13 protein-coding genes are annotated in these 18,903 nt (G+C 40.1%); 5 read left to right on the top strand and 8 right to left on the bottom strand.

From position 1 onward, the window contains the following. Positions 1–4: 4 nt before the first annotated feature. From glgP to LPB86_RS13565, 8 genes are all read right to left on the bottom strand, one after another. Complete coding sequence (glgP, locus tag LPB86_RS13600; RefSeq protein WP_230644820.1) at positions 5–1,657, bottom strand: alpha-glucan family phosphorylase; 1,653 nt, start codon at positions 1,655–1,657, stop codon at positions 5–7. Between the two features lie 59 nt (positions 1,658–1,716). Next, positions 1,717–4,887: a PAS domain S-box protein gene (locus LPB86_RS13595; protein ID WP_230644818.1), complete on the bottom strand. Its 3,171-nt coding sequence runs from the start codon at positions 4,885–4,887 to the stop codon at positions 1,717–1,719. A gap of 130 nt (positions 4,888–5,017) precedes the next feature. Then, complete coding sequence (locus LPB86_RS13590) at positions 5,018–7,561, bottom strand: DUF5686 and carboxypeptidase-like regulatory domain-containing protein (RefSeq protein ID WP_230644816.1); 2,544 nt, start codon at positions 7,559–7,561, stop codon at positions 5,018–5,020. A gap of 160 nt (positions 7,562–7,721) precedes the next feature. Beyond that, positions 7,722–9,146 carry an efflux transporter outer membrane subunit gene (locus tag LPB86_RS13585; RefSeq protein WP_230644814.1) on the bottom strand — a complete coding sequence of 475 codons (1,425 nt, stop codon included), beginning with the start codon at positions 9,144–9,146 and terminating at the stop codon, positions 7,722–7,724. Between the two features lie 81 nt (positions 9,147–9,227). Next, positions 9,228–12,422, bottom strand: coding sequence for an efflux RND transporter permease subunit (locus tag LPB86_RS13580; protein ID WP_230644812.1), 3,195 nt, complete (start codon positions 12,420–12,422; stop codon positions 9,228–9,230). 43 nt (positions 12,423–12,465) lie between these two features. Beyond that, the gene (locus tag LPB86_RS13575; RefSeq protein WP_230644810.1) at positions 12,466–13,611 is read right to left on the bottom strand and encodes an efflux RND transporter periplasmic adaptor subunit; all 1,146 of its coding nucleotides are present in this window, start codon (positions 13,609–13,611) and stop codon (positions 12,466–12,468) included. A 272-nt stretch (positions 13,612–13,883) separates the two neighbouring features. Continuing rightward, positions 13,884–14,483, bottom strand: coding sequence for a TetR/AcrR family transcriptional regulator (locus LPB86_RS13570; protein ID WP_230644808.1), 600 nt, complete (start codon positions 14,481–14,483; stop codon positions 13,884–13,886). 236 nt (positions 14,484–14,719) lie between these two features. Continuing rightward, on the bottom strand, positions 14,720–15,556 hold the full coding sequence (locus LPB86_RS13565) for a DUF6266 family protein (protein ID WP_230644806.1): 837 nt from the start codon (positions 15,554–15,556) through the stop codon (positions 14,720–14,722). 388 nt (positions 15,557–15,944) lie between these two features. Between LPB86_RS13565 and LPB86_RS13560 the strand changes: the two genes are divergently transcribed. From LPB86_RS13560 to LPB86_RS13540, 5 genes are all read left to right on the top strand, one after another. Then, positions 15,945–16,583 carry a Uma2 family endonuclease gene (locus LPB86_RS13560; protein ID WP_230644804.1) on the top strand — a complete coding sequence of 213 codons (639 nt, stop codon included), beginning with the start codon at positions 15,945–15,947 and terminating at the stop codon, positions 16,581–16,583. Between the two features lie 116 nt (positions 16,584–16,699). Continuing rightward, positions 16,700–17,338, top strand: a complete 639-nt coding sequence (locus tag LPB86_RS13555; RefSeq protein WP_230644802.1) for a Uma2 family endonuclease — start codon at positions 16,700–16,702, stop codon at positions 17,336–17,338. A gap of 116 nt (positions 17,339–17,454) precedes the next feature. Continuing rightward, positions 17,455–18,111: a Uma2 family endonuclease gene (locus LPB86_RS13550; protein WP_230644800.1), complete on the top strand. Its 657-nt coding sequence runs from the start codon at positions 17,455–17,457 to the stop codon at positions 18,109–18,111. A 48-nt stretch (positions 18,112–18,159) separates the two neighbouring features. Further along, positions 18,160–18,453, top strand: a complete 294-nt coding sequence (locus tag LPB86_RS13545; protein WP_230644798.1) for a hypothetical protein — start codon at positions 18,160–18,162, stop codon at positions 18,451–18,453. Next, the gene (locus LPB86_RS13540; RefSeq protein ID WP_230644796.1) at positions 18,446–18,901 is read left to right on the top strand and encodes a putative toxin-antitoxin system toxin component, PIN family; all 456 of its coding nucleotides are present in this window, start codon (positions 18,446–18,448) and stop codon (positions 18,899–18,901) included. Before LPB86_RS13545 ends, LPB86_RS13540 begins: the two co-directional genes overlap by 8 nt. Positions 18,902–18,903 lie beyond the last annotated feature (2 nt).

Below are 18,903 nucleotides of genomic sequence, written 5' to 3'. Positions count from 1 at the left end.
GGCCTTAGGCCTTATACATTTTTACATAATACTCATTTGCCATGCGTCCTGCTTCAAAATCTGGCATCACATCAGCAAATCCTTGTTTTACAATATCCAGCCATTGTGCTGGACTATTGTAATAGATGGGCAATACCCTGCTTTCAAAAGTATCCATTAAACTGGCATTTTCTTTTTGATCTTTCTCTTCTGTTGAAAACTGATCTGGCGCAGCAGGTATGATAAAACAGTTTTCGAGATCTTTGGCAAATTCAGGTACCCAGCCATCAGGCAGGGATAAATTTACAGATCCGTTCATGGCGGCCGTCATACCACTTGTTCCAGAAGCTTCACGGTACATGCGCGGGTTGTTTAGCCAAACATCCGATCCTTTCTTCAGCAATGCCGACAGCCCAAGTTCGTAACCCAGCAATACCGCACAATTTTTATAAGGTTTGGCCCTGCTGATAATCTGGTTAAACATATCTATCGCAGCAAAATCTTCCGGATAAGGTTTCCCCGCCCAAATTACCTGTACAGGATATTCTGCGTTCTCTATCAATTTAAGAAACCTATCCCAATCCTGCATCATCAAATCAGCACGTTTATACCCCGCAAAACGTCTCGCCCAAACAATAGTAAGTACATTTTCATCAAAAATCTTCCCGCATTGATCAGCCACAACTTTGAATAGTTCACGCTTCATCTCTTTTTTACGGATCAGTATAGCAGCATCATCTTTAGCCTGGATAGACTTGCCTATTTCCGGATCAACCCAGTATGTTGCATTTTGGGCATTTGTAATCGAGGTAATTTCACAAACCCCGGCATTGTGGCTCCACATCTCCCTGGCTACCTGGCCATGCAAGGCAGATACACCATTGGCTTTACGGGCAAACTTTAATGCAGCAAGCGTGTAATTGAACATATCGCCATCCATACCTAAAATATACTTTACCTCATGGTCCTGAAGATGATAGAAGAAGGACATTTCCTTTAACAATTCATACCGGTGCTCTTCATTCCCGGCCATTTCAGGAGTATGGGTAGTAAAGACCACTCTTTTTTTAACCTCCTCTAAACTTTTATGTTTGGCATACAAGTAAAAGTTCAGCGGAACGGCATGTCCCTCATTCATATGGTATACATCAGGCGTCATTTCCAGAATATCTAAAAGCATGGCACCACCAATGCCCAAAATAATACTTTGAGAAATCCGGGTCGTTTCATGTGGATCGTATAAGCGCTGCGTAATGGTCCTGGAGAGGTAATCATTTTCCGGGATATTTGTGCTCAATAAAAATAAAGGAGCAGAACCAAAAGTTTCTGGTTTTAACAAATAAGCCTTTACATGAACCTGGGCATCATGAACAGGCACTGTAAATACGATGCCTGTATCCAGCAGAAACGAATATTGTTTTTCTGTAAAACCCGGCTTCATCAAGGCCTTTTCATCCCTGGTTTGATCATAATATCCATATTCCCAAAGCATGCCTATCCCCAACAGATTTTGTTTAAGTTCATAAGCACTTCTCAAATGAGAACCAGCTAAAAATCCAAGGCCACCACTGTAAATTTTCAATGCCTGGTCAACAGCAAATTCCATAGAGAAATAAGCAACTGAAGTATCGTATTTTTGATCCGGTATATATCCGAATATGTCTTTCTTTGTTAGCATAGAGGTAAATATATAAGAAAGCACACCTGCAAAGAAGGAATATTTTAAAAAAAAGAGGTTTAAAACTCCAGGTACTTCCTAAACATTAATGCGATATCCTCTTCAATTACCGGCTTAGATACAAAATCATTCATGCCCACATCAAGGCACTTCTCCCGCTCACCCTTCACATTACCGGCAGTAAATGCGATAATTGGAATATCAGCGAAGCCCTCAAACTTTCTAATCCTTTGTGTGGCCTCATAACCATTCATATCAGGCATTTGTACATCCATTAAAATGATATCCGGGGTGTGCCGTTCACAAATTGCCACGCATTGAGAGCCATTATAAGCCTCATAAATAACAGCATTAGGGGCAATTCTATGAATGATGGTTTTAGACAAAAACATATTGATCGTATTATCCTCGGCAACCAGCACGTTAATCACACGTTCATCATTTTTTGTAAAATCAGGCACAATTGTAAGCCCCGGCTCTTGTTCTTTTTGATACAAGCGGGACAGTGCTCTGTACATTTCCTGCATTTTTATCGGCTTTACAAGACGCAAACTCACCTGAAGCTCGTCGCAGGCTTTAATTACCGTTTCATCGTCAGAAGAACTATAAAGCAGAACAATTGCCTGATCTTCTGCTGAAGGGAAAAAGCTTTTTCTGATTTTCTGAATGGTCTCCAGACCATCCATATAAGGCATATGGTAATCCATCAGGATCACATCATAGCGCTCTCCCTGGGCCAGAAGTTTTAGCGCTTCAAATCCATTGTTAGCTTCTGTAACCTGTATACTTTTTAACAAAAGCATCTGCCTCATAATCGTTCTGTTATTGTCGTTGTCGTCAACAATTAAAACTGTTTTAATCTTTTCAAGATTGTCCCAGGCTATAGGTACTCCCTGCTCAGATTTTAAAGCTACATCAAAAAAGAATATACTACCAGCCCCAGGACTACTGATGATCTGGAGTTTACTGCCCATTAGTTCCAGTAATTTATTAGAAATGGTAAGACCAAGCCCCGTTCCGCCATACTTCTTTGTGGTAGAACCATCCTCCTGTGCAAAAGCTTCAAAAATCTTCTGCTGTTTTTCTTGTTTAATGCCAATTCCGGTGTCCCGCACAGAAAAGCGAAAAACAACTTCAAGTTCATTCGGATCTGAAATACATTCCACCTTCAATTCAATTTCGCCCTGGCTAGTAAATTTTACCGCATTGCCCAACAGGTTAATCAGCACCTGTTTTAACCTTACCTCATCAGCCCAAATGAAACGAGGCAAATTGACCGGAATGTTCAAAAGCATTTCCAGGTTCTTGTGCTGAACCTGATAAGTGATAATATCTGCCGACTGGCCAGCAATCTCATACAAATCGCACCTTTCTATATCTAATTCGAGCTTACCAGCCTCTATTTTAGAAAAGTCAAGGATGTCATTAATGATACTTAATAATGCATTCGCAGACTGGTTTACGATACCTATATACTGCATTTGAACCACATTCAAATCTGTTTTGAGTACCAAATCTGTAAAACCAATTACTCCATTTAGTGGCGTTCGGATTTCGTGGCTCATGTTAGCGAGAAATTCCGATTTTGCAACACTAGCCATTTCTGCCTGCTCTTTTGCCTTTTGAAGGGCAATTTCTGCTAGCTTTTTTTCATTTATATCCTGGAATGCACCAAATATACATTTACACTTCCCATCTTCAAATTCAGGATTCCCGATGGAGCGCACCCAAATGACATTTCCTTTGGCCGTAATAAATTGCGCTTCCAGATCCCATGGGGTGCCATTTAGCAATGCCAGTTCAATTGCTTTCGCTATGGCGTTTCTATGCTCACCTTCCACGTAAAAATCGAGTCCAGTAGACAATTCAGGTTTATGATTTTCATCAACCTCATGAATCTGGTAGGTAAGTTTTGACCACATGATCTTATTATTCCCTATATCCCACTCCCAACCCCCAATTTTGGCTACCTGGTTGGTTTCTTCCAGCATATTCTTAGTTCGTTCCAGATCCCTTTCCAGTAAATACTTATCTGTAATGTCTATAGCATTTGCAATCACATAAGGATGTCCTTTAAAATCCCATTCAATGATATTATTGTACATCCATATCCGGATCCTTCCATCCTTTGTTACAGTGGTCATTAAACCACTTGAAGTTCCATTATTTTGAATCTCCTGTATGTAAGCCTCCATTAAATGCCGGTTGGCGGGCGGGATAATATCAAACAAACTCCTCTGTAACACCTCGTCCGTAGTGTAACCCAGAAGCCCGGCACCCGCAGCATTTACAGAAATGAAATTTCCTTCCAGATCATGCGTACACATTAGCCCCTGAGAATTCTCAAAAAATGACCTTAAACTATTTTCGCTTACCCGTAACTTCTCTTCCTGCATCTTTTCATGGCTAATATCTCTGGCTATGGCGAAAATATTACCCGTACCATTTTCTAAGGTAGCTGTCCATTGCAACACCTTATATTCACCACTTTTAGCCTGTAATCGCTGCACAAAATGAGTTAGATCGTTCCGGTCACTCAGCAGTTCCATCATACGGAACCTGGTATTCTCTATATCATCTGGATGAACCAAGTCTGTTAAAGCCTTATTCAGCAAAAATTCGTCATCCCAACCCAGCAGTCTAGAAAATGCAGGGTTGATTTTTTTAAATTTCCCATCTTCTCCAGCCACACAAATCAAATCGTTAGACAAATTAAATAAAGAACTAAAATACCGGGATTCTTGCTGCTGCCTTCTGTTTTTAATTAGCGCTACCGTTTGGTCAGTAAGTATTTTAAGCGCTTTCTTCTGCGAATCATTTAGCACCTTGGCTTCTGAACTAATGACACATAAACTGCCCAGATTATACCCATTGGGATCTGTAAGCGGATACCCTGCATAAAAGCGGATATTGGGTTCATCAGTTACAAATTCATTGTCTTTAAACCGATCATCTTTACTGGCATCTTTAATTTCCATCAAACCGTTTCCACGGATGGTATAGTCACAGAATGCAACCTCTCTTGGCGTCTCAGCAACATCCAATCCTGTTGTAGCTTTAAACCATTGTCTATTTTCATCTACCAGAGAAATTAATGATATGGGAACCTCACAGATTAATGCAGCTAGTTCAGTAATCCTGTTAAATTCCTCTTCAGCAAGCGTATCCAAAATTTCGTAATTATGAAGCGCCCTGAGCCGTTCCTGTTCGTTTATTTGGTTAGGTGACATGGTAAACTGGTATTAAGTTCGATTGGTCACTAAATATAGTACAAAAACAAGTAAATAAAATCCAGGTGAATCTAAATGTATCACCAAGGGCATTTATAGAAAAAAATGAACAGGATGAACAGTTTTCTTTCTAAAATTCGAACTGAACTTTGGCCCTTAAACCGTATTTACTTACGTTAGGATTGTTAAGGTAATTGAAACGACGTACAACGTCTAATCTGATTACTTTTAAGATATTCCCGATTCCGATACTACCCTCCATATAAGGCTGTGAACCGAGCGAATAAGTAGTGGGAACACCAGATGTATTTACAGGAAACTGCAATAAAGATCTATCTTTTAGCGGGTCGTTCTCTGAGCGCAGTCCGCCATAAAGGGCTTTAAAGGTGATGTACTCCCTCAATTTTAACTTTTTAATCAATGGAATCCGGTTTAAAATCAATCCGTTAAAGTTATGATCAACTGTTAAACCGGCATAATGATCACTCACAAACTCCAAAAAATTCATTTGGTTATACGCATATACCTCATAAGAATAGCTTTGGTTGGCCCTGTGAATATTTAATAGTGGAAAAGGAACCCGGCCAAAAATGTAGCCACCTTCCAAACGAACATCTGACCGTCCGAACTGTGACAAGTAGAACCGCTTGTCTATTGTACCCAGCAGACTTTGGTAACTGTATTGTCCACCAAGCAGCCCTTTGATACCCGCAGTATAGTTCAGTTCAAAAACAGGGTACTTCTCTATCGTACGCTCACGGTAACGCTTGCCCTGGTAAAATTTCTCTTTAGGTGCGTATCTCAACTCCAGGCTTAGCTCTGAGGTGGTTACCTTATCCTGGTTAAACAGCTGATTGTTCTGATAACTTTGAAATAAAAGGACACCTGCAGGAGTCTGTGACCATTTTCGAAATCCCAAATCAAAAGAGAAATGGTTAGCATACTCCTGTATATAGTTTAAACGGTAATAGTCACTATACATAAACTTATTGTTCTCGCCCCGCCTTAAAGCGGTTAACAGGTTGCTCTCTGCAATAAAGTTTTTTGCTCCATCTCCAGGTTCATCTACATCACGTTGAAAACTGGCCCGGATAAAACTTTGGGGAAAAGTATAAATAGACTTATGATTAAAGGCATACGCAGCGCTTAAAAGAGTTTTCCATTTTTGGTCTCCAAAACCGTAAGCACCATAACCATCAAAATAAAAACTCTTGCTAAATTCTTCATTGGTACGCCCGCCAAGTCTCAGCCTCAGTCCTTCAAGACTATTGAAACTATAAAAGCTGTAAAAGGGACCTACATCAACTGGGCCGAATTGTTTATAGCCTACAAAAACAATTCCGCCAATGGCCATAATTCTTTTGAAAGATTTCATTCTGCCCAGGCTATCCATATTGCTATAGATCTTAATTTTTGAATTAGCCGCACTATCTAAACGGTTCTGTTGCCAAAACTGGTCAGATTGTTTTTCGGCATTAACTGCTACTACCACGTCTTCACCTCTATATAAACTATCGGGCTGGACGACATTGCTTTTATAATCTTTAATGACTACAGACCGCTCTCCTATAAAGCCCCTTGCACCTTCTTTACCAGTACCAAAATCCATAACAAGGTGACTTTTATTTAAGTGGTACTTGCCAGCTGTGTCCTTTTCAAAATTAAGTTTAACTTCCAGCGAGCGTACAAAATTGATGTTTACGCCTTTAGCAGTTTTTAAATACGCATCCTGAACGGCATATTTGCCATCCATGGTAATGAAGATTTTTCCTTCAAAAAGTAAGGTATTGGGATTGCGTGGGATAAATGAAAGTTCAATCAGGTTTGGACTATGCGATTTAATCGTATCTGTGATAAAAAACTTATAGAACGATGGTGCACCATCTGCAATTGGACTCAGGAACTGGCTGTTCGTAAAAATGATGTTATTATCATAAATATTTACATCAGCATACATCCGCTCAAAATACTGCGCTATGGCATTGTTATCTACCACGCCCGCATCAAAGTTTACGTGTTTATCTGCCAGTACAATTACTTTTGTTTTTTCAGGATTTTTACGGTAATAATTATTTGAAAACCGCTCCCTCAAATAGATAGGCAGCGTATTTTTCCCTCCTACTTCGGTCGAATCCTGTTCATTAAACAAAAACTGATATTTGCGAAAGATTTTCTTGTTTTTAAATTTATCGCTGATGTTGCTCATAGAGAACTGCATCCAGTCGTATTGCTGATACTGCACCGTCTGCTCGCTTTGCATCCGGTTCATCGGTTTGTGTTCAATAACCTTATGAATCAATTCAACAGCCGGATTGTCTTTATTCCGGTACCGCTCCTTTTTCTTCGCCGTATTGATGGTTACTTCATTTAACCGCTGGGCAGATTCTTGAAGCCTGATATTGATTACCTGGCTTTCAGAAGGCTTAACCGACAATGTTTGTATTTTGTACCCTACATAAACAACCTGTAACTGGCTGTAGGGCGTAGTACTGCTAATGGTATATTTGCCGTTAGCATCGGTTTTGGTTACAATTTTAGAATTGCTAAAAGATACCGTTGCATAAGGAATAGGGCTTCGGTCTTTGCTGTCGGTAACCGTGCCGGAAACCAGCGTACGGGATAAACCTTGCGTTTGTTGCGCTGAACTTGGAGCAAAAAAGAAAAATAACAGCAAAGTCAGTATACAAAAAGACTTGGGAATAAAATTTACCATAGAAAACGCCGGGCCTACCTTTTAAAACGAAAATTTGGAATATTAGCTTAATGTACAACAAAAAGCTAATACTCCAAATATTCGGCCAGAATATAACGTCTCTAACGGTTATTAATATCGCTTATTGCCATCCTCCTCCAAGCGCACGGTACAACTCTACCGAGGCACTTAGCTGCGAAGTTTTAAGCGTTGCAAGATCCAGCTCGCTTTGAAGTAAATTACTTTGTGCAGTAATCACTTCTAAATAATTGGCCATACCATTCTTAAACAACAAGTTTGCATTTTTTACAGCTTGCTGCAAAGTTGCCGTACGAGAGGTGGCAATGGTATATTGTGTTTTTAGTTTTTCAACCCTTGTCAATTCGTCCGATACTTCTGCTACTGCGTTTAAAACAGCTTGTCTAAATTCGATCACCGCTTTCTCACGATCTATTTTGGCAAGTTCATACTGCGTTTTTAATTGTCTGCGTTGAAGTAAAGGCTGGGTGATGCCACCACTAACTACGCCAAACAGGGAAGCGGGTACATTAAACCAATTGCTTGCACGAAGAGAATTTAATCCACCATTAGCCGTAATGGCCAGCGTAGGGTACATATTGGCTTTGGAAACACCAACTCTGGCGTTAGCCACAGCTAATGCAAACTCCGAGGCTTTTACATCAGGTCTGCGGCTTAACAACTGTGACGGAACGCCGGCAGCCATATTTTCCTGTACATTTAACTCATCTAAAGTAACCAAGCGCTCAATTGCCGATGGCAATTGTCCTGTAAGTACCCTCAATGCATTTTCCTGTATTTCTATATTTTGCTCCATTTGAGGCACCAGTTGTGCGGCAACCAACTGTTGTGCTTCGGCCTGTTGTATGGCAAGAGAGGTAACCTGACCTGCCGTAAACTGCATCCTGATGATCCTTAAAGTACTGTCATTCAACAAAAGGTTTCTTTTAGCTACAGCCAGCTGGGCATCCAACATCAGGAGTCTGTAAAAACCCTGGGCAACATTGGCAACAAGACGGGTTTGAATACCTTTTTTAGCTTCTGTGGTTTGCAGGTAAGAAGACAAAGCAGCTTGCTTTTGATTTTTAATCTTGCCCCAGATATCAGCTTCCCAGCTCAGGCCCAGTGCCGCATTAAAATCTTCCAGGTGTTTGGTACCTAAAAACTGACTTGTACTTAAGCCATTCAAACTGTTGTCTGAAGGGCGGTTTGAACTTGCCGTTACCTGAAGGTTTAGCGTTGGCACATTACCCAACCGGGCTTGTTTAAACAACTGCTCAGCAGATTCTATGTTTTTTACCGCCAGCTGTAAATCATAGTTTCTAACCAATGCGGTATCAATTAAGGCTTTGAGCACAGTTGAGCTAAAGAAATCGCTTACCGGCTTACTGGCAATATTAAGCGTATCGTTTATACTGCTTCCCGCAGCGCTATTTCTGAAAGCAGCAGGTGCGGCCGAAACCGGGGTTTTGATGTCTTTAGAGACTTTACATCCCTGCGCAATTAGCGCAAGGATTAAAAAGCCATATATAAAATTATGCGTTTTCATCTGTTTATTTATTTTATTTTAATTGTTAGATGGAGCCTTTGATGATTTAAATAATTATTGTACCGTGTACTTAATAATTATTTAAATCATGTCGGGTTCATATTCAATTTCTTTATGGTTATGTTGATTGTGGTCAACAGCATTGGCTTTACCACTAAGTTTTTCCTGCAAATGCTGGAAAATGATGAAGAGCACCGGAATGATGAACAATCCCAAAATTACCCCGGACACCATTCCTCCGGCTGCGCCGATACTGATAGAGTGGTTACCCTGGGCTGATGGACCTGTAGCAATACTCATTGGGAACAAACCGAATACGAAAGCCAGTGAGGTCATGATAATTGGCCTGATCCTTAACCTTGCGGCATCAATGGCGGCTTCAACCAATCCCATTCCTGCTTTTCGCTTTTGCACCGCAAATTCTACAATCAGGATCGCATTTTTTGCCAGCAAACCAATAAGCATAATCAGGGCCACCTGCACATAGATATTGTTTTCAATCCCTGTTAAACCAAGTACCACAAACACACCAAATATACCTGTAGGGATGGAAAGAATTACGGCCAGTGGCAAGATGTAACTTTCGTACTGTGCAGATAACAAAAAGTAAACGAAGACCAAACAAAGCAGAAATACAACGGTAGACTGGCCACCGGATGAAATTTCTTCACGTGTCTGACCAGAAAACTCGTACGCAAAGCCAGATGGCAATTGCTCCGCAGCAGTCTCCTGAATTGCCTTAATCGCATCACCAGAACTAAATCCAGGTTTAGGAATTGCATTAATTTGTATAGAATTGAACAGGTTGTAACGTGAAACCGTTTCAGACCCATAAATCCGGGTCAGTTTAACCAATGTATTAATTGGCACCATCTCACCGGCTTTGTTTTTCACAAATACCCTGTCTATCGATGATGGATCTGTTCTGTCGCTCACGTCAGCTTGTACAATTACCCTGTAATATTTACCAAAGCGGTTAAAATCCGAAGCCTGGGCACTCCCGAAATAGGCTTGCATTGTTTGCAGAATGTCTTTCACATTTACACCTAGCTGGTTAGCTTTTTCATCGTTAACTTCCAGTTGTAATTGCGGATAATCTGCTTTAAAAGAAGTAAAAGCATATGCTATTTCCTTCCTTTGCATCAGTTTGCCGATAAACTCATTGGCCACACCACTAAATTTCTCCAATTTACCACCAGTTTTATCCTGCAACACCAAATCAAGTGCTTCTACGTTGCTAAAACCAGGCACCGTTGGAAAACTAAACACAAAGAAACTACCCCCAGTTATAGCACCCAATTTACCACGGATGATGTCCTGTATGGCATTGATGTCTTTAACCTCTCCGCGGTCTTTATTAGGTTTAAGCAGTACAAAAAACACTGCGGAAGATGGACTGTTGGAGTTCGTTAACAAGTTAAACCCAGATATAGCGGTCACAAATCTTGCCGCAGGCAATGAACGTACAGATTCTTCTGCTGCATTCAGTATTTTAGTGGTTCCATCTAAGGAAGTCCCTGAGGGCGTTGACATAGACACGGCAATAAAACCCTGGTCTTCCGTAGGGATGAATCCAGACTTGGTATTCATCACCATAAAAACAGTGGCCACCACAATCACTACCAATCCGCTAATGGCTACCCATCTTTTCTTAATCAGAAACTTTACCCCATTGATATACCTGTCGGTAATTACTCCGAAAGCACTGTTAAAGCCAGTATAAAACTTTTGTACAAATCCTGTTTTAACTACTGCTCCGTGTTCGTTAACATGTGTACTTTTCAAGAACAATGCGGCCAAAGCAGGACTCAAAGTTAAGGCGTTAACCGCCGAGATCACAATGGCTATGGACATGGTAAAGGCAAACTGCCGGTAAAAAATACCCGTTGATCCGGTCATAAAACCTACCGGTAAAAACACCGCTGCCATCACTAAGGTAATAGATATAATAGCACCAGTAATTTCATGCATGGCCTTTTTAGTAGCGGTTTTGGGGCTCATTCCCGGGTGGTGTTCCAGTTTAGCGTGCACCGCCTCCACCACCACAATAGCATCATCTACCACAATACCTATGGCCAGAACAAGGGCAAACAAGGTGAGCAGGTTAATAGAAAATCCAAACAGGCTCATGAAGAAGAATGTACCCATTAAGGCCACAGGAACGGCAATAGCCGGAATTAAGGTAGACCTGAAATCCTGAAGGAAAATGAACACCACAATAAATACCAGGATAAAGGCTTCAATAAGCGTATGTTCAACCTGACTGATGGATTCATCAAGTGCCGTTTTGGTACGGTAAAACTGATTGTATTTAATGCCATCCGGAAAATCTTTTGCTGCTTTTTCCATCAGCTTGTCTACCTCAATTTGAATTTCATTGGCATTTGAACCTGCCAGCTGGATCAAACCGATTGCGATCCCATCTTTACCGTTTAAATGACTAACACTAGTGTAAGAATAGGCACCCAGTTCTACACGCGCTACATCTTTTAAATGCAGTACAGAACCGTCGTTATTGGCACGGATCGCAATATTTTCATATTCCTCCGGTTTGGTTAGCTTGCCTTTGTATTTAATCACATACTCAAATACTTCCTTGCTGGTTTCCCCAAATTTTCCGGGTGCAGCTTCCAGGTTTTTGTCCTGTATAGCGCCCATCACTTCGGCAGGGGTAATTTTGTAGGCCGCCATCTGTGCCGGATTAAGCCAAACACGCATAGAGTAGTCTTTAACCCCACCAAAGATCACTGCAGAACCTATCCCCGGAATCCGTTTAATTTCAGGAATGATATTAATCTGCGCGTAATTCGCTACAAAAGTCTGGTCGTATTTTTCAGGATGTTCTGTGTAAATCCCCACGGCACCAATTAAGCTGTTCTGCTGTTTCGTGGTGGTGATCCCCTGTTGCACAACCTCCTGAGGAAGCTGACTTGTAGCCTGGGCTACCCTGTTTTGCACATTTACCGCCGCCTGATCCGGATCAGTTCCCTGTTTAAAGTAAACGGTAATGGCCAAAGTACCGTCGTTACTGGCAGTTGAGCTCATGTAGCTCATATTTTCTACCCCGTTAATAGACTCCTCTAAAGATGGTGCTACAGAACGCAATACAGTTTCGGCGTTGGCACCCGGGTAAACGGCTGCGACCAATACTGCCGGCGGCGCAATGTCCGGAAACTGCTGTAAAGGCAGTTTAGTTAAACCCAGCACACCCAGTATCACCAACAAAATGGAGATTACGGTAGCCAATACGGGTCTTTGTATAAATATCTTAAACATTGTAATTTGTATGAGTTGTTATTAAATTAAAGGAATGCAAAACTTACAGCTTAGCTACCTTTTCTGCTGTTTTAGCAACTTGTTTTTCAGGATGGATCACCTGGCCTTCTTGCAGGCGGTCTAGTCCGCTCAGTACAATCTGATCGCCAGATTTCAAACCATCTTTAATCAGGTAACTGTTGCCAACTTTACCCATCACTGTAATTGGTGTTTTTTTAACCTTATTGCTGTCTGCCATCGCAAAGACAAAAATCTTATCCTGCATTTCCAAAGTAGCCGATTGTGGAACCAATACAGCATCTTTATGGTCTAAACCAAGGCGGATCTTCCCTGTATTGCCTGATCTCAGCAAGCCCTGTGCATTTGCAAACGTTGCCCTAAGTGTAATGGAACCGGTTTGCTTATCAAACTGGCCATCCACCATGTCAATCTTTCCTTTCTGACCATATACCTGTTCATCAGCCAATACTAATGATACACCCGGTACATTTTTTATTCTTTCCGCAACAGTTTTGCCCGGGTATTTGGCATTAAAGCCAATAAAGTCATCTTCTCCTAAAGAGAAATAAACATGTACCTCATGCGCATCAGAAAGTGAAGTCAGTGCAGCAGGATCTGCCGGACTTACCAAACTACCCTGTTTTTTAGGCAACCTGCCTATATAACCATTTACAGGCGCTTTAATCAGCGTATAACCTAAATTAATCTGGGCAGCAGCTACACCAGCCCTGGCCTGCTCTACATTGGCTTGCGCCACTTCAAAAGAAGCTTTTGCACTCTTTAACTGGAAGTCAGACACCACCTTATTTTGCACAAGCGGAGTTAATTTCTGTACCTCAAGCTGAGCATTTAAAACTGCAGCCTGGGCTGCATGCAATAATGCCTTCGCATTGTTTAAGGCTTCCCTGTAAGGCAATTCATTGATTTTAAAAAGGGGCTGACCTTTTTGTACCTGGGCACCTTCATTGACATAAATTTGATCCAGTGTACCAGAAACTTGCGGACGGATCTCTAAATCTACCGTACCCTGAATGGAAGCAGGATAATCAACATAGGTAGTTTCCATGTTGCTTTCCAGGGCAGCTACCGGTAAGGATTGAACTACAGGTTCTGCAACCTGAACTTTATCGCCTGCACATCCTGCGGCTAAAAGTATAACGGATAGTAAAAGTAATATTGGAGTTTTCATAATGTTTGTTTTTTATAATCTAACAGTGTTAAGTGATGGGGTAAAAAATATATTTGTTTGTGTTTCTAATGTGCTGGATGGTGATGTTTTAACGAGCGTAATCTATTTAACAGTGTTAAGTTACCGCGCAAAAAAAACGCAGTTTCACTTGTTAGTTTAGCGCTGGTATTTAAGGCTAGCTGCTTCGCTTTTGCTTGTACGCGCTTCCTTTCCGGGGCGGTAATCACGTATAAATAATCTAACAGTGTTAAGTATTCCATAAAAAAAAGAGATTAATCGTTTATTGTTCTTATAATGCCATTAATGGCGTCTTTCAGGATATGCTGGTTCATTTCATCATTTCTTCCTTTACGAACTAAATTGATTGAAATCAATCCATGTATAATAGACCAAAAAGTATAGTATTTCCTGCATACAATCTCTTCAGATGCGTTTTTATCGTTCATCACCATAATGATGGCGTCCCAAAGTAACTCTTCTGCGGCTTCCGCTTCGGGCAAGCTACTTTTAAGCTCACAACACATCACATCCACACCAAACATCAGCTTATAAAGTTCCTTATGCTCAAATGCAAAATCCCAATAGGCCATCCACATTGCGCTCAGCTGCTCTTCCGGAGTATGGTGGGTAGCCTGCGCAACTTTAAATTGTTTCAGCAATAAGCCATTACCCACACGTGTCAACTCCAGCAAAATACCTTCTTTATTGGCAAAGTACTCATAGATAATGGGCGCAGTGTACTCAATCTTATCCGCAATTTTGCGCATACTCAAAGCCTGCCAACCGTCTTCTTTAACGATCTCCAAAGCCGCATCCAGGATGTTCGCCTTAGTTTCTTCTTTGCCTCTTTGAATTCTTTCTTTGCTACCCATGTTCTACTTTAATTCTCTAACAGAAATTTTGCCGGCATAACTTAATTAAATAGCCAGCAAACATTCTGTTAAAACCATAAATAATCTAACAGTGTTAGACAAATGTAGAACTCTTTTTTAAAGGCAGTATCACTTTATTGTCAAAACAAATTTAAAGCGCCGCAGTATATGCTGCAAGCCACATTTTTTATGGCGCAAACAGGTCATAGCTTCATAAAAGACGAGTAGGTTTAGCACTATAACCCCACAACAACATCTATCGTTAGCCCAGTTGCAGTTGAGATCGCAATAGGCGACATGCCCATGGTCTTAAGGTTTTTTGCGATTTCAAGCGCTTTTATTTGAGTTGCTTCTCTTAAATCTGCTGCGGGTACTTCATCTGTCGCTTCACCAGCTGGAACATTAACTTTAGCCACTACCTTTTTCTTTGCCGTCTTCTTACCTTCAAATCTGCCGGCATATAAACTATCAGAGAACTTTTGCCTGTCATTACTCACAAAAGAAATATAGATTTCCATTTCTTCTTTTGCTAGTTTATCATTAAGCTCCACAAGTTCAAATCCTTCTTTTCTTTTATTACCCCCCAGTATCGTCTTAGCGGCACCAATTCTTGGAAAATAGACCGCAATCATCGTCTGGTCATTGTTGTTTTTATCCTCATCCAACACTTCCCAGCTAATTTTAATGTCATTAACCACACGTTCCAGCGCTACATTAACAGGTTGTTTTAAATCACCACGACTCAGCACCACATTCTGATAATCGATTTCCAGCTTCGGGTATTCGCCTTTAACAGCATTAGGATTGTTATATGCAATGTAAAGGTTATACCAATTATAGGTAGTGCCGCGTGCCCCGGGTGTTAAGGTCATGTTCAAAAATGGCTTCAACGGTTTAGATAGCTCACTGAGCAACTTCATTTTATCACGGTTCCCCAGTTCAGCTTTAGAGACTTTACCTGTTCTTTTCTTAGGAAGCGAACGCATCACATTTTGCCCCTTTAAAACATAACCTACTACAGTCCCTACTTTTCCGGAGAAGGCTCCATTGATACCCTGAAGTGCTATACCCATTTTTTCTGATTTTAATTAACAATGGCCTAAAATAGAAACAAACTGTTAATAAACCAAATTCTTATACATTATTTAAAGATTAATAAAATATATATAATATAACTTTTAAATATTATATAAAGGTCATTTTGATATGTAAATGACCTGTTAAACATCTTTAAAAGATACTTATTAAGTATATATCTTATTTTTAAATAAATAGTAAATAACTTATTATGAATATACAAGAGCTATCTATGTTTTGCCTTGGTATAAGCTGCTACAGCTATATTATTTCATCGAAAAAAAACCTTTCAAATCCTTAAAACCATAACCGTAATAATTTATAACTTACGTAAGTTCCTGAAACCATACGACTAATAGCATTAGGCTTATTTATCTTCGTATCATGACGAAGGATAAAGAACTACATCACAAACCATATCCGGATAGAGCGGATGAACCTGTTCATCAATTATCTGACATAGACCTTACTGGCTTTTATTCTTATTCCAATTACCTGCGCTGGGAAATTGACGAGCGCTTAGAATTGATCAGGGGACGTATTTATCAAATGACTGCGCCTTCCTCAACACACCAGGTAATAGCGGGAACCCTATTTGCAGAGCTTTACTTTTACCTGAAAAAGAAAAGCTGTCAAGTATTTATTGCACCTTTTGATGTGCGCTTAACCCATGACTCTACCGATGATACAGCGGTAACAACTGTGGTACAGCCGGATATTTGTGTGATCTGCGATTTGACCAAAGTAGATGCCCGCGGCTGTATTGGCGCCCCGGATATTATGGTTGAAGTCCTTTCTCCCAGTAACAATAAGAAAGAACTCAACCTCAAATTCCACTTGTATGAAGAATTCGCCATAAAAGAATACTGGGTAGTTCATCCTGTTAAAAAGAGCGTGATGAAATATGAATTAGATGCTTCAGGAAAATATGAAAAAAACACACAATTTACCGGAGATGAAGAGCTTACCTCAGCTCTGCTGCCCGGTTTTAAATTGAATTTAAGCGAACTGTTTCATAATTAAGGAGCAGGATAAGTTTTTTTTAACACCTTAAGACATCATAACCGTAGTAATTTATAACTTACGTAAGTTCCTGAAACCATACGACTAATAGCATTAGGGTTATTTATCTTTGTATCATGACGAAGGATAAAGAACTACCTCACAAACCATATCCAGATAGAACGGATGAACCTGCTCAGCAATTATCTGACATAGACCTTACTGGCTTTTATTCATATGCCAATTACCTGCGCTGGGAAATTGACGAACGCTTAGAATTGATCAGGGGACGTATTTATCAAATGGCTGCGCCTTCCTCAGTACACCAGGAAATAGCAATGAATCTTTCCGGCGAACTTTACTTCTATTTAAAAAATAAAAGTTGCAAAGTTTTTGCAGCACCTTTTGATGTGCGCTTAACCCATGATGCTAAAGATGATGAAGCGGTAACAACCGTAGTGCAGCCGGATATTTGTGTGATCTGTGATTTGACCAAAGTAGATGCCCGCGGTTGTATTGGCGCCCCGGATATTATGGTTGAAGTCCTTTCTCCCAGTAACAATAAAAAAGAACTCAACCTCAAATTCCACTTGTATGAAGAATTCGGCATAAAAGAATACTGGGTAGTTCATCCTGTTAAAAAGAGCGTGATGAAATATGAATTGGATGCTTCAGGAAAATATGAAAAAAACACACAATTTACAGGAGATGGCGAGCTTACCTCAGCTTTGCTGCCCGGTTTTAAATTGAATTTAAGCGAACTGTTTCATAATTAAAGAGTAGGATAAGTTTTTTTTTATACCTTAAGACACCATAACCGTAGTAATTTATAACTTACGTAAGTTCCTGAAAATCCACGACTAGTTTGATGATCGTTAGTTAAATTTGTGGTATGACTAAGGATAAAAAACAAGCAACGCCCAAACCCTATCCTAATGGAGAAGACAAGCCTATTGCTAAGTTATCAGACATTGATCTTACAGGTTTTTACTCGTATGCGCAGTACCTCCGCTGGGAAATTGATGAACGTTTAGAATTGATTAGGGGCCACATTTATCGTATGGCCGGGCCTTCACTGGCACATCAAAGAGTATCAAGAACCCTCTTTGGCGAGCTTTATATTTATTTAAAAAATAAAAGCTGTGAAGTCTTTTCTGCCCCTTTTGACGTACGCTTAGCCCATAATTCTACAGATGATGCAGCGGTAACCACTGTAGTGCAGCCAGATATTTGTGTAGTTTGTGATGTAAACAAACTGGATTCCCGTGGTTGCATAGGTGCACCAGATATCATGGTTGAGATACTTTCGCCCAGTAATAATAAAAAAGAACTCAACCTCAAATTCCACTTGTATGAAGAATTCGGCATAAAAGAATACTGGGTAGTTCATCCTGTTAAAAAGAGCGTGATGAAATATGAATTGGATGCTTCAGGAAAATATGAAAAAAACACACAATTTACAGGAGATGGCGAGCTTACCTCAGCTTTGCTGCCCGGTTTTAAATTGAATTTAAGCGAGTTATTTCCATCATTGCGCAACTATAATTAACAATCATATTATACATTTAATGCAAAGATTATACAGATGAAAACAATAATGATTGAAGTTAGCGATGAAGTTGCCAGGAACTGGGAGTCTTCCACTAAAACAAAACAGAGAAAGGCAATTAATGCGCTTAGCAACATAATAGATGAGAAAGAATATGCTAATCCAATGGATATTGTTCTTGGTTCTGCCTTGCCTCCCTATAAAGAAATGCTAACACATTACAACAAAGTACGAGAGAGCTTGCCTGAATACCTAAACGTTGTAAGAGAAGGGGCTAAAGAAGCTGCTAAAAATGGTATGAATGAAGAAATTCTTAAACAAATTCTAACAGAAGATGATTAGCAACTATGTGTTAGATTGTAACACAATAATAAGCGCACACATTCTACCTAATTCTGTAAGTTCAAAAGCGTTTGAAAAAGCTTTCCAAAAGGGCACTATTCTATGCACAGAAGAAATCTTAAATGAATTTTCAGTAGCCTACTTGCGACCAAAATTTGAGAAGTACATACCTGCTAAGCGAAGAGTATTAGATATCAGGAATTTTAAAAATAGAGTAAAAATAATTACCGTTGATAAAAAAGTCAAAATCTGTCGTGATGAAGCTGATGACAAATATCTAGCGCTTGCCCTTTTTGGTAATGTCTCATGTATTATCACAGGTGACCATGATCTTCGTGTACTTAATCCCTTCAGAGGTATTTTGATCTTATCTCCTGGTGAATTTCTGATAACATTCGATAATTCCCTCAATTTAAACGAACCACTCGTTATATACGAAAAGCAGTAAAA

Origin of the sequence: Pedobacter sp. MC2016-14 (assembly GCF_020991475.1) — a bacterium.
Classification (GTDB): domain Bacteria; phylum Bacteroidota; class Bacteroidia; order Sphingobacteriales; family Sphingobacteriaceae; genus Pedobacter.
The sequence above is the reverse complement of the archived record's forward strand: the minus strand, read 5'-3'. Positions and strand labels throughout refer to the sequence as shown.